This window comes from Pseudomonas sp. LRF_L74, from assembly GCF_965644255.1.
Taxonomy (GTDB): domain Bacteria; phylum Pseudomonadota; class Gammaproteobacteria; order Pseudomonadales; family Pseudomonadaceae; genus Aquipseudomonas.
The window spans coordinates 315,906-328,353 of record NZ_CBFFRH010000007.1 but is presented as its reverse complement, the minus strand read 5'-3'; the positions used below and the strand labels follow the sequence as shown (position 1 = coordinate 328,353).

The 12,448-nt window shown below is 64.7% G+C and carries 13 protein-coding genes; 6 read left to right on the top strand and 7 right to left on the bottom strand.

Annotated features, from left to right (window positions below; translation table 11 throughout):
- The first annotated feature begins 223 nt into the window (after positions 1-223).
- The 4 genes from ACSZPK_RS19555 (at position 224) to ACSZPK_RS19540 (ending at position 4,651) form a co-directional block, all read left to right on the top strand.
- A complete protein-coding gene (locus ACSZPK_RS19555) occupies positions 224-1,588 on the top strand; it encodes a glutamine synthetase family protein (protein ID WP_437883231.1) in 1,365 nt (454 codons plus the stop codon).
- Positions 1,589-1,641: 53 nt separating this feature from the next.
- The gene (locus ACSZPK_RS19550; RefSeq protein WP_437883192.1) at positions 1,642-2,949 is read left to right on the top strand and encodes an NAD(P)/FAD-dependent oxidoreductase; all 1,308 of its coding nucleotides are present in this window, start codon (positions 1,642-1,644) and stop codon (positions 2,947-2,949) included.
- A gap of 364 nt (positions 2,950-3,313) precedes the next feature.
- Entirely contained in the window at positions 3,314-4,075 is a 762-nt protein-coding gene (locus tag ACSZPK_RS19545; RefSeq protein ID WP_437883191.1) for a polysaccharide lyase family 7 protein, read from the top strand.
- Between the two features lie 45 nt (positions 4,076-4,120).
- Positions 4,121-4,651, top strand: coding sequence for a hypothetical protein (locus ACSZPK_RS19540; RefSeq protein ID WP_437883190.1), 531 nt, complete (start codon positions 4,121-4,123; stop codon positions 4,649-4,651).
- A 222-nt stretch (positions 4,652-4,873) separates the two neighbouring features.
- On the opposite strand, the gene ACSZPK_RS19535 is transcribed toward ACSZPK_RS19540, so the two are convergent.
- From ACSZPK_RS19535 to ACSZPK_RS19510, 6 genes are all read right to left on the bottom strand, one after another.
- Complete coding sequence (locus ACSZPK_RS19535; protein ID WP_437883189.1) at positions 4,874-6,313, bottom strand: efflux transporter outer membrane subunit; 1,440 nt, start codon at positions 6,311-6,313, stop codon at positions 4,874-4,876.
- On the bottom strand, positions 6,310-7,191 hold the full coding sequence (locus ACSZPK_RS19530) for an efflux RND transporter periplasmic adaptor subunit (protein WP_437883188.1): 882 nt from the start codon (positions 7,189-7,191) through the stop codon (positions 6,310-6,312). The genes ACSZPK_RS19535 and ACSZPK_RS19530 overlap by 4 nt, the downstream gene beginning before the upstream one ends.
- Positions 7,188-7,400 (bottom strand): DUF1656 domain-containing protein, encoded by a 213-nt coding sequence (locus tag ACSZPK_RS19525; protein ID WP_437883187.1) that lies wholly within the window; start codon positions 7,398-7,400, stop codon positions 7,188-7,190. The genes ACSZPK_RS19530 and ACSZPK_RS19525 overlap by 4 nt, the downstream gene beginning before the upstream one ends.
- Positions 7,397-9,472 carry an FUSC family protein gene (locus tag ACSZPK_RS19520; RefSeq protein WP_437883186.1) on the bottom strand — a complete coding sequence of 692 codons (2,076 nt, stop codon included), beginning with the start codon at positions 9,470-9,472 and terminating at the stop codon, positions 7,397-7,399. Before ACSZPK_RS19520 ends, ACSZPK_RS19525 begins: the two co-directional genes overlap by 4 nt.
- Positions 9,469-9,915 (bottom strand): MarR family winged helix-turn-helix transcriptional regulator, encoded by a 447-nt coding sequence (locus tag ACSZPK_RS19515; protein WP_437883185.1) that lies wholly within the window; start codon positions 9,913-9,915, stop codon positions 9,469-9,471. Before ACSZPK_RS19515 ends, ACSZPK_RS19520 begins: the two co-directional genes overlap by 4 nt.
- Positions 9,916-9,993: 78 nt before the next feature.
- Complete coding sequence (locus tag ACSZPK_RS19510; RefSeq protein WP_437883184.1) at positions 9,994-10,308, bottom strand: putative quinol monooxygenase; 315 nt, start codon at positions 10,306-10,308, stop codon at positions 9,994-9,996.
- A 148-nt stretch (positions 10,309-10,456) separates the two neighbouring features.
- Between ACSZPK_RS19510 and ACSZPK_RS19505 the strand changes: the two genes are divergently transcribed.
- Positions 10,457-11,041, top strand: coding sequence for an NAD(P)H-dependent oxidoreductase (locus ACSZPK_RS19505; RefSeq protein ID WP_437883183.1), 585 nt, complete (start codon positions 10,457-10,459; stop codon positions 11,039-11,041).
- A gap of 142 nt (positions 11,042-11,183) precedes the next feature.
- On the opposite strand, the gene ACSZPK_RS19500 is transcribed toward ACSZPK_RS19505, so the two are convergent.
- Complete coding sequence (locus ACSZPK_RS19500) at positions 11,184-11,402, bottom strand: DUF3820 family protein (RefSeq protein ID WP_437883182.1); 219 nt, start codon at positions 11,400-11,402, stop codon at positions 11,184-11,186.
- 128 nt (positions 11,403-11,530) lie between these two features.
- Between ACSZPK_RS19500 and ACSZPK_RS19495 the strand changes: the two genes are divergently transcribed.
- A complete protein-coding gene (locus tag ACSZPK_RS19495) occupies positions 11,531-12,418 on the top strand; it encodes an EamA family transporter (RefSeq protein ID WP_437883181.1) in 888 nt (295 codons plus the stop codon).
- Positions 12,419-12,448: the final 30 nt, after the last annotated feature.

Here is a 12,448-nt window from a genome sequence, read left to right as displayed (position 1 = left end):
CGTGCCGGCGATTCTTCCGCCAACCTGATTCTCGCCTTCTGGGCGCTTTGGCATTGCCGCCACGCCCGCCCGCCGGATATTCGCTGCTGAGTCGAGTGCGCACCAAGACGCGCTCGGCTTCTATCTACTTCGACTGCCTTCGTTGCCTGCCGCCCCGACAGGTAAAGGACATGGACAGATGCGCCCGCGTGGCGCCAGCGAGCCCATCATGAGCGAGCCCATCATGCATTTCGCTTCCACGAACGAGGCCAGGACGTTCCTGGCGGAAAACCCCGATATCGACCTGATCGAGCTGTTCATCCTCGACGCCAATGGCGTGCCGCGTGGCAAGTTGTTGCACCGCGAGGAACTGCTCGCCGTCTATGAAACCGGCCGCCCGCTGCCCAGCACCATCCTTGGCTTGAGCCTGCATGGCGAGGATGTGGAGGATTCCGGGCTGGTCTGGGATGTCGGCGACATCGATTGCCGCGCTTATCCCCTGCCCGGTAGCCTGGTGCGCCTGCCGTGGCGTCGTGTACCGACTGCGGCGGTGCAGGTCAGCATGCATCCTTCGGAGGGCCTGCCGGCGGCGGTCGCCGATCCCCGGCATGTGCTGATTGGCGTTATCGAAGCGCTCAAGGCTGACGGCTACCAGCCGGTGATGGCCTGCGAGCTGGAGTTCTACCTGCTCGACCAGCAGCGCGATGCCAACGGCAGGCCGCAGCCGGCGCTCGATAGTGATGGCCAGCGTCCACGCAGCACGCAGGTCTACGGACTACGCGAGCTGGAGCAGATCGAACCGTTCCTCGCCGACCTCTATGCCGCCTGCAAGGCCCAGGGCATTCCGGCGCGCACGGCGATTTCCGAATACGCGCCGGGCCAGGTGGAGATCACCCTGGAACATGGCGATGCGCTGGAGGCCATGGACCAGGCCGTGCGCTACAAGCGCATCGTCAAGGGCGTGGCCAACGCCCATGGCATGCAGGCCTGTTTCATGGCCAAGCCATTCGACGACATCGCCGGCACCGGCATGCACATGCACGTGAGCCTGACCGATGGCGAGGGGCGCAATCTGTTCGCCAGCGACGACCCGGCCGGCACGCCGCTGTTACGCCAGGCCGTGGGCGGCATGCTCGCTTCGCTGCTGGATTGCTTGTTGTTGTTCTGCCCCAACGCCAACTCCTACCGGCGTTTCCAGGCCAACAGCTATGCGCCGCTGGCGCCGACCTGGGGTGTGGATAACCGCACCGTGAGCCTGCGCGTGCCGGGCGGCCCGGCTGCCAGCCGGCATATCGAACACCGTATCTGCGGTGCCGATGCCAATCCTTACCTGGCCGCGGCGGCGATCCTCGCTGGCATTCAGCGCGGCCTTCGCGAGCGGATCGATCCGGGAGCACCGGTCGAAGGTAACGGCTATGCCCAGGCCACCGAGCTGCTGCCGACCGACTGGCTGTCGTCATTGCGTGCGCTGGAGCGCTCGGCCTGGGCGCGCGAGGCGCTGGGCGAAGGTTTCCTGCGGGTCTACCTGGCGATCAAGCGCGCCGAGTATCGCCAGTTCATGGGCGAGGTCGGCGAGCAGGACTGGCGTTGGTACCTGACCCAGGCGTGAGACGAATCCCTGCGGAGAACCGTGAGGTTTTCCGCTTTGCACAAGGTTTACCCATGACAGTAAGAACCTCCAACGGCCGTGTCGAACGCGCGCCGTCCTACTACACCGCCACGCTCGACCGTGAAACCGACTACCCGACCCTGCAAGGGCAGGTCAGTGTCGACGTGGCGATCATCGGCGGTGGTTTCACCGGCGTCGCCACGGCGCTCGAACTGGCCGAGCGCGGGCTCAAGGTCGCCATCGTCGAGACCCACAAGATCGGCTGGGGCGCCAGCGGACGCAACGGCGGCCAGGTCACCGGCAGCCTGTCCGGCGACGCAGCCATGCGCAAGCAGATGCGCGACACCCTGGGCGAGGAGGTCGACGATTTCATCTGGCACCTGCGCTGGCGCGGGCACCAGATCATCAAGAGTCGTGTGGAAAAATACGCCATCGCCTGCGATCTCAAGCACGGTCACCTGCATGCGGCAATGAAGCCAAGCCACATGGGCGAGTTGCAGGCCTCCTACGACGAGGCGCTGCGACGCGGCATGGGCGATGACGTCACCTTGCTCGATGCCGCCGGCGTGCGCGACCACCTGGCCAGTGATATCTACCTCGGCGCCTTGAAGAACACGCGCAACCTGCACCTGCATCCGCTCAACCTGTGCCTGGGCGAGGCGCGCGCGGCAGAAAGCCTGGGCGCGCTGGTCTTCGAGCGCTCCGAGGTGCTGGACATCGTCCACGGGCCGCGCCCGGCGGTGATCACCGCGCAGGGCCGAATCGACGCGCAGCAGGTACTGCTGGCCGGCGACGTCTACCACAAGCTCGAACGCAAGCGGATGAACGGCATGATCTTCCCGGCCATGGGCGGCATCGTCACCACCGCGCCGCTGGGTGATCTGGCCCGTGAACTGAATCCCCAGGACCTGGCGGTGTACGACTGCCGCTTCGTCCTCGACTACTACCGCATGACCGCCGACGGGCGCCTGCTGTTCGGCGGCGGTGCCAATTATTCCGGACGTGACTCGCGGGACATCGCCGCCGAACTGCGTCCGTGCATCGAACGCACCTTCCCCCAGCTCAAGGGCGTGGCCATCGACTTCCAGTGGAGTTGCGCCATGGGCATCGTGATGAACCGCATCCCGCAGCTCGGCAAGCTGTCACACAACGTCTGGTACTGTCAGGGCTATTCCGGCCATGGCATCGCCACCAGCCACATCATGGGCGAGATCATGGCCAGTGCCCTGACCGGCACCCTGGAGCAGTTCGACACCTTTGCCGCCTGCCGGCAGATCAAGGTGCCGCTGGGCGACGTGTTCGGCAATCCGATGCTGGCGGCGGGGATGTGGTACTACCAGATGCTGGAGAAACTGCGTTAAGAACCTGTTCACGATCTCAGGCGTCAGCGTTATTGAAGCGGTCGAGGGGGGACATTAGTGCGATAACCGTTCCTACGCGGTGTGTTTGGCCGTCACTCCCGCGAAGGCGGGAGCCCAGATGCTTTGAGTCTTCTGGTTTCACATCTTCTGGGTTCCCGCTTTCGCGGGAATGACGAATGTTCTGCGGCTTGTATTCACAATTGCCTTGATGCGGTCATTTAGACGGACTCGAAAAGACCGTGAACAGGTTCTAAGCGCGTTTCCTGCACTTCCACTTGCCGATACGGTCGTAGCACTGCATAAAAGAGCCTTCGCGGGCCTGCCCGCCTTTCGCCTGCCGTGGACATTCCAGGGAGTGCAGCACATGCAGCAATCGAATCCTTTCGCAGGCCGCGTAGCGGGTGTTCTCGCCATCGGCCTGCTGGTCGCCGGGTGCAGCAAGGACCAGGAGGGCAGCTACGCCTCGCCAGCCGGCAATTACGACCTGTCGCACTGGAAGCTGACCCTGCCCGACGGCGAGGCCAGCGAAGTGCGCCCGGCGCAGCTTGGCGAGAACTACGCCTCGAAGTATTTCCACCTGGCTGAGAATGGCGCGATGGTCTTCGTCGCGCCGGTGGGGGGCGGCACCACCAAGAACGCCAGCTACCCGCGTTCGGAGTTGCGCGAGGTACTCGACCCCAACGACGACAAGCGTAACTGGAGCGGCACGGGCTTCCACCAACTGACCGCCACCTGCCGGGTGTTGCGCGCGCCCAGCACGGAGAAGATCGTGGTCGGGCAGATCCACGGTTTCGATGCGCGGCCGTTGATCAAGCTGCAATGGGAAAAGGGCAAGCTCAAGGCGCTGGTCAAGAAGCACCCGAAAGGCAGCAATGAGGACATCAGCCACGTGTTCTCGACCAGGGTAGGCAACGACCTGTTTTCCTACCGCATCGAAGTGCGCGACGGTGTGCTCGATGTCGAGGCCAATGGCGAGCATTTCACTCATGACTTCTATGCGGCCGACCCGGCCTGGCGCGACGTGCCGTTCTATTTCAAGGCCGGCGCCTATGTGCAGGACGACAAGGGCGGCTCGGACGAGGTCGGCGAGGTGCAGTTCACCCAGCTTGCGGTTCGCCACGACTGAGCCGCTCCGCTATCCTGTGCGCCCCTCGCCAGCCAGGTTGCCACGATGAAAGACCAACTCCTCGAACTGATCACCCTTGTCAGCTCCGGCTGCATGACCGACGAGGAGATCGCCCGCATCGCCGACGAGGCCGCCCAGGCCTACGCCGATCCCGCAGCCTTTCTCGCCGCCAACCCGGATATCAACTACGACGACAGCTTTCCGATTCCACTTGGCGAGTGGGTGGTGGTCGGCAGCCTGCCGGAGACCGTGTTGTTCCAGGGCGATGATTACCCGCAACTGTTCCAGGCGGTGACCGACTCCTTCGGCCCCCAGGTCGAGTTCACCCTCAAGCCCAAGCAGTTGGCCAAGGTCGAACCGCTCAAGGCGCTCAACCGCATCCAGGTGCAGTTGTCGGCGCTGTACAAGGAGAAGGGCGGCTACGTGCTGGTGGATTTCAGCGAGCCGCTGGACGACGAGCTGCAAGCGGTGCTGGTGTACACCAGCGACCTGCCACGGGTGATGGAGTTGGCGGTTGCGGTGGGCATCTATGCGGCGCCGGCTTACGAGGCGTTGAAGGCTGCGCAGAGCGAGTGAAATTGATCATCTGATCGTTCCCACGCTCCGCGTGGGAATGCCGCCGGTGGCGCTCTGCGCCACATACCACAGCAGTAGGGTGGACAACGCTCTTTTTGTCCACCAGTTCGAGCCATCAGGCTGTACCGAGCCGGAGGTGCTCACCTAAGCCTCTGACATGGTGGACAAGCTTCGCGTTGTCCACCCTACGTGTACCGCTCCGCAGTGACTTATGCTCCAGCTTCAAGGCGCTTTCTTCGGCTCCTCAGCCTTTTCCCAGCCCCCGCCCAACGCCATGAACAACGCGATCTGCGCCTGGGTCACCCGTGACTCGGCGCCAGCGCGTTGTTCGCGCACGCTGCTCAGGGTGCGCATGGCGTCCAGGTCGGCGAAGAAGGATTCGCGCCCGGCCATGTAGAAGGTGTGGGTCTGGTCGGCGGCCAATTGCGCCGAGTGTTCCGCTTCCTCCAGGGCATCGCGCTGCTCCAGGGCTGCGCGGTAGTTGCTCAGGGCGGTCTGGGTTTCGCGGATGGCCTTGAGCACCACCCCGTCGAAATTCGCCAGGGCGGCCTGGGCACCGGCTTCGGCCTGGCTGATACGAGCGCGGGCACCGCTGCTGGGAATGTGCCACTGGATCAGCGGACCGAAGCCCCAATGCTGGGTCGATGGCTCACCGATGTCTTCCAGCACGCCGACCAGCCCGGTCGAGGCGCCGATGCTGATGTCCGGATACAGCTCGCCGGTGGCTATGCCGATCCGCGCGGTGGCAGCGGCCAGTTGTCGCTCCGCCTGGCGTACGTCAGGGCGGCGTTTGAGCAGTGCGGCGCCATCGCCGACCGGGAGGGCCTTGAGCAGCTTCGGCAAGCTCGCGCATTGGCTGACGTCGCGGGGCAAGGCTTCGGCGGGCTGGGCGGTGAGCATCGCCAACTGATAGATGCCCGCCTGTTGCGCGGCGGTGAAGCGGGGCAGGGCGGCGCGCAGGGACTTGAACTGGGTCTGGGTGCGCGTCACTTCGGTCTCGTTGCCGCGCCCGGCATCACGCAGGCGCTGGCTCAATTCCACGCTCTGGCGTTGCAGGTCGAGGGAATGCAGGGCGACTTCGCGTTCCTCGTTGGCCGCGCAGATCTGGGCATAGGCGCCGACCACCTGTGACACCACACTGATCCGCGCCAGGTCGGCGGCGGCCTGGGCCGCCTCGGTATTGGCCTGGGCCGCTTCGACGCCACGCTTGAGCGTGCCGAACAGGTCGAACTGGTAGGACAACCCGGCGTTGAGGTTGGCGAAATTGACCACCGGCACTTTTTCCATGATCAGGAATTGCTGGCCGGCGACCTGGGTGCGCTGCAGGTCGAGGTCGATGCTTTCCTCGAAGCCGCCACGGTCCTCGGCCTCGACCACCCCGGCCTGGGCGCGCGCCAGGTTGGCGGCGGCCACGCGCAGGTCGGTGTTGGCGGCCAGGGCCTGCTGGATCAGGTTGTCCAGGGCGGGTTCGTTGTACAGGCGCCACCAGTCCTGCGGCACCGGCGCCGAAGCCACGTCGCGGTCAGCGCCGGCCAGTTCGCCTTGCAGGTCTGCACGGTTCACGGCGGAGTCGGCAGGCAGATGATAGTCAGGCCCCACGGTCTGGCAGGCGGACAGGCTCAGGCCAAGACTGATGGCTACGGCGAGCAGGCGCAGCTTCATTTGGCCTCACCGTCCCGATCGATGATCGACACCGTGGCGGTGCGTCCGGCGACCATGCGGAAGTCCGCCGGTACGTCGTCGAACACGATGCGCACTGGAATGCGCTGGGCCAGGCGTACCCAACTGAAGGCCGGATTGACGTTGGGCAGCAGGTTGCTGCCGCTGGTGCGGTCGCGGTCTTCGATGGCGGCCGCGATGCTTTCCACATGGCCGCGCAGGCGCGCCTTGTCGCCGATCACGCGGATGTCCACGGCGTCGCCGATCTGGATGTGCTCGAGCTTGGTTTCCTCGAAATAGCCGTCGATGTGGAACGAGTTCTTGTCCACCACCGAGATCACCGTGCGCCCGGCACTGACGAACTCGCCGCTGCGTGGCGCGCGGTCGTTGAGGTAGCCGTCGACCGGGCTGACGATCACCGAGCGGGTCAGGTCCAGTTGCGCGGCGTCCACGGCGGCATTGGCCTCCAGCAGGGCGGCGTTGGCGCGCAGCACGGCGGACTGGCTTTCCTCGACGATCTCGCGGGCCACCAGGTTGCCGAGTTTGCGATTGCGCGCCTCCTCGCGCCGAGCCTGAGCCAGGGTTTCCTGGCGGGCGGCCTGCACCGCCCTGGCCTGGTCGAGGGCGACCTGGAAGCGTTTCTGGTCGATGACGAACAGCACCTGGCCCTGTTTCACCGGGTCGTTGTCATGCACCTCGACCCGCTCGATCAACCCGGAAACGTCCGGCGCCACCTGGACCACGTGGGCGCGAATGTGGCCGTCGCGAGTCCAGGGGGCGAACAGATAATAGGTGACCAGTTGCCAGATCACCACGGCGGCGATGGCGACGACGATCAGCGTGAGAATGAAGCGGCCGGCGGAGAAGGCGAATGATTTCATAGGGTCATCAGGTGGCGGCAGATTAGTTCGACGATACCCAGCAGCACGGTATACAGCGCGACGTTGAACAGCGCGCGGTGCCAGACCAGGCGGTAGAAGTGCAGCCCGGTGAGGACCCGGTGCAGCACCAGATAGAGGCCGTAGGTGACCAGCATGATCACCAGCAGCGTGGGCAGGAATACCCCGAAGATGTTCAGGTCACCGATCACAATGCAGCTCCGTCGAGGCCCTGGGGGACGAGGGGTTCGTCGCTATCGACCGGCTGCGTGGCGATGCCTGGCAGCAGGGCGGTACTCAGGCCGGCGAGTGCATGAAGCGTAGCCAGCGCGGCGTCGGGGCGTGCGGCGGCGTTCTCGGCCACGGCCAGGCGCGCTTGTTCGATCAAGTTGAGCAACGATGCCGCCGGTTGCTGGCGCTGGCCGGCCCGCAGGCTGCGGCGAAAATGCCGGCGCACGCCACGCAGCACCGCGCCGAGTGGCCGCTGGGCCTGGGCTGGCAAGCGCGGCAGGTGGGCGTCGATATCGAGGATGTTGTAGGCGATGCGCAATTCGTGCACGGCGCCGGTGCTGTCCTGCCCGCTGAGGTTGAGGCGCGGGATGTGCTGCATGAAGCGGTCGAGCATGCGCCCGGCCAGGCGCCGTTGTTCGGTCAGGGTGGGGGCGTCGGTCATGTCGATCAGGTCCTGCCAGGTCGAGCGGGTCATGCGCCGGGCCAGCAACTCGGCGCCGAACGGGCGGAACAACAGGGTCCAGATGAAGGCGAAGAGCAGGCCGATGGGACCGGCCAGGTTGCTGTTGATGAACACCATGAAGTCGGCGTCGTAGGCGCCCTGGATGCTGATGAAGGTCGCGGTGTTGACGGCGATCAGCAGGGTCGGCAGGTAGAAGCGCGGCTGTACCGTCAGCGTGCCGACACAGATGAACGGCCCGGCGAAGGCCAGCACCAGCAGCGGGAAATCGTGGACGTTGGGCAGCACCAGAAACAGGTAGAGGCTGGCCAGTACCACGCTGACCATGGTCCAGATGAAGAAGCGCTTGATCTGCGTCGCCGGTTCGTCGAGAGAGGCGAAGAAGCAGCAGGCCACCGCCGCCAGGATCACCGCGCTGGCGCCGTCCGGCCAGCCCAGCCAGATCCACAGCAGGCAGGCGACGAAGATGCCGAGAATGATGTAGCAGGCCGAGTAGAGCATCATGCCCTTGTCGTAGAAGCGCGCGCCGGTGCCCAGGTGCCAGTGGCGATAGACCGCGCGCCAGGGGCCGTGGTCGTCTTCCACCAGGGCCTGTTGCAGGCTGCGGCAGTCCTGCCAGAGGTCCAGCCACTGGCCGAGACGGTAGACCACGTTGGCCAGCAGGCTCGGTTCGGTGGCGGGCAGTTGGGCCAGGGCCGGGCGCAGGCCATCGAGTTGTCGATGCAGCTCTTTCCAGCGTTCGCGGCGCTGCTTTTCCGGCTCGTCGCTTTGTAGCCACTCGGTGCATGCGTGCAGCAACGGCGCGATCCGGCCCGCCTGCGTCGGCGCGCGATGCTGCAAGGCCGCGAGCCCGTCTCCCAGGCTGTCGACCGCCGGCAGCAGCAACGCCATGCGTTCGCGTAGCTCGCCGGCGCTGCGCACGGTACGTGGATGGGCGCCCTCGTGAGGCAACTGGCCGATCATCAGCTCCAGGCTGTTGTAGGTGGTGATCATCGCCGCGCGCAGGTCCGCCATGGCCTGGGCATCGCCAGTGCGTTGCAGCAGTTGTGCGCAATAGCTGCGCGCATCGACGAACCAGCGCCGCGTGCTGTCGGCCAGCACCGGGGCCAGGCGGCGCGGCCAGAACACGCTGCCGACCACGCTGGCGCAGACGATGCCGAGCAGGATCTCTTCGAAGCGCGAGGTGCCGACGTCGAACACCGCCTGCGGGTTGTCCACCACCGGCAGGGCGATCATCGGCAGGGTGTAGCCGGCCAGCATCAGGGCGTAGTTGTCGGCAGTGCGGATGTGCATCGACAGGAACAGCATGGTGCCGGTCCAGGCCGCGATCACCAGGCTCAGCAGGATCGGTTCCTGGACCAGCAGCGGCACGAAGAAGATCGCCGCCGAGGCGCCGAGCAGGGTGCCAAGGGCGCGGTACAGCGCCTTGGAGCTGGTCGGGCCGATGAACGGGCTGGAGACGATATAGGTGGTGGCCATCGCCCAGTAGGGGCGCGGCAGTTCCATGTACAGGGCGATGTACAGCGCCAGCATCGAGGCGCAGAACACCTTGAGCGAGTAGAACCAGTCCCTGGCTGGCGGGAAGTTGTTCATTGCGGGTCCTGGTTGCGCTGGGCACTCTCGAACGCCTGGAATACGCGCAGGGCGGCTTCCAGATCTGCCTGGGGAACGCCTTGCAGGACGTCGCGGCGCAGGGTGACCAGTTCGGCCTCGATGGCGGCGGTCAGTGCTTGCCCGCGCTCGGTCACGTTCAACACTTTGGCGCGGCGGTCGACCGGGTCTTCACTGCGCTCGATCAGGCCGGACTTGCACAGTTGGTCGAGCAGCCGTACCAGCGATGCGCCTTCGATGCCAAGGGTCTGGGCCAGGGTAACCTGGCGCACGCCATCGCCGAGGCGGCCGATGAATACCAGGGGCATGGCGCAGGCTTCGCTGATGCCGTGGTTGTTCAGGGCTGCCTGGCAGATGCGTCGCCAGCGCCGGCCGCTGATGACCAGGCTGGTGCTGATTTGCAGGTTGAGGGCATCGAGATTCATGGCGAAAAGAATGCTAGCTATCTAATAGTTCGCTAGCTAATCATTTTGCCTGGACGTTTTCAACCCCTATCGTCGGGTTCAACGCGAGGCTGATGACTGGCTGAGCATGTCGATCATGCGCACCTCGAAATCGTTGCGCAGGAATTCCATGCGTTGCGCCTGGAACCGCTGCATGTGTGGCAGGGCGCAGTGCGCGTCGAAATGCTCTTTCGACCGCCAGACCTCGAAGAAGATGAACAGTGTCGGGTCTTGTCGGTCGCGCAGCATGTGGTATTCGAGGCAGCCGGACTCGGCCCGGCTGGGTTCCACATAGCCCTTGAACAGCGCTTCGAAGGCATCGGCTTGCTCGGCAAGGGTATGGGCGTGAAGGATGAAAGCGTAGGGTTGGCTCATGGCGGTGCTCCAGATCGGGGTGTCAACCTTAGCGCAATAGTGAATTTGTAATTGTTGATCCTTGGTCAATTGTCACTTGCCTGCGGATGGGTTTTTCCCAATCCGCAACCGCTCTAGGATGGTGCCATTCGCAACTTGAGGCATTTCCATGAAAAAGATTCTGCTGATCAACGGTGCCAAGCGATTCGCCCACTCCTACGGTCGCTACAACGAGACGCTGCACGATGCCGCTGTGGCGCTCCTTGATCGTGCCGGACACGACGTCAAGGTGACCGTCGTCGACGGCGGCTATGACGTGAAGGAGGAAGTGGAGAAGATTCTCTGGGCTGACGTTGTCGTCTATCAGATGCCCGGCTGGTGGATGGGCGCACCGTGGATTGTCAAGAAATACCTCGACGAGGTGTTCACCGAGGGCCACGGTTCGCTCTATGCCAACGACGGCCGCACCCGTTCCGATGCCTCGCAGAAATACGGCAGCGGCGGCCTGGTGCAGGGCAAGCAGTACATGCTGTCGCTGACCTGGAACGCGCCGCAGCAGGCATTCGACGACCCCAGCGACTTCTTCGAAGGCAAGGGCGTCGATGCGGTCTACCTGCCGTTCCACAAGGCCAACCAGTTCCTCGGGATGAGCCCGCTGCCGACCTTTCTCTGCGTCGACGTGATGAAGCGCCCGGATATCGAGGCGGATGTGGCGCGCTATCAGACGCATCTCAGTGAGGTGTTCGGTTTTTAAGGGCGGTGTCGAGGCAATTGCGGACGTTCGTTATTCCGTCATTCCCGCGAAGGCGGGAATCCAGAAGCGCTTTTTTGGGCTCCCGCCTGCGCGGGAGTGACGGCTAAACACACCGAGTAATGATGTCCGCTCCTGCCCCTTTTCAGCCCTTGGGCTTTCTCAGCGGATCGAGCAATGGCTTCAGTCCGTTGTGATCGATTTCCTGCATCAAGGCCAGCAGCCTGCCGATCTCGCCCTTGGGAAAACCCTCGCGGGCGAACCAGTTGAGGTAATGGCCGGGCAGGTCGGCGAGCAGGCGGTCCTTGTACTTGCCGAAGGGCATGGTGCGGGTGACCAGCAGCAGGAGGTCCTCGGGGTTCATGGCGGCTCCTCGCCTCGGTGGGCGCGACAGGATAACCCACTGTATGGCCATGATCGCCGCTTTCTGTATATCGGGCACGAACGCCGATCGCGGTTTAATAGCGGCCTCGAATCGTAGCGGAGGCATGCATGACACCCAGGGATCTGTTGTTGGCGTTGGTGGTGATCATCGTCTGGGGCGCTAATTTCGTGGTGATCAAGGTAGGCCTCGACGGCTTGCCGCCGATGCTGCTGGGGGCGTTGCGTTTCGCCCTGGCCGCGCTGCCGGCCTTGTTCCTGGTCAAGCGTCCGAACCTGCCCTGGCGCTGGTTGGTCGCCTACGGCTGCACCATTTCCCTGGGCCAGTTCGCCTTCCTGTTCGAGGCCATGGCCAATGGCATGCCGGCCGGCCTGGCCTCGCTGGTGCTGCAGGCCCAGGCGTTCTTCACCATGGGCTTCGCGGCGATGTTCCTTGGCGAGCGGGTGCGCGGCAGCAGCCTGGTCGGGGTGCTGGTGGCTGCGGGGGGGCTGGTGATGATCGGTGTGGAAAGCAATCATTCCACCACCCTGATCGGTATCGTTCTGACCCTCTGCGGCGCCGCCATGTGGGCCATGGGCAACGTGCTGACCCGGCGCTTCGGCAAGGTCGACCTGATGGGCCTGGTGGTCTGGGGCAGCCTGATCCCGCCATTGCCGTTCCTGGCGCTGTCCTATTTCCTGGACGGCCCGCAACGCATCGCCCACGCGTTGAGCCACATCAACCTGAACTCGATCCTCGCGCTGCTTTACCTGTCGCTGGTGGCGACCCTGCTCGGCTATGGCCTCTGGAGCCGCCTGCTATCGCGCTACCCGGCCGGCCAAGTGGCGCCATTCTCGCTGCTGGTGCCGGTGGTCGGGCTGAGTTCGGCGGCCTGGCTGCTTGACGAGCGCCTGGCGCCGTTGCAGTGGGCGGGCGCGATACTGGTGATGGTCGGGCTGCTGATCAACGTGTTCGGCCCGCGCCTGCTGGGGCGTTTCGTCGCCGCTCCCGGCAATTGACGATCTTGGCCAAACCGATGCTGGCGCTGT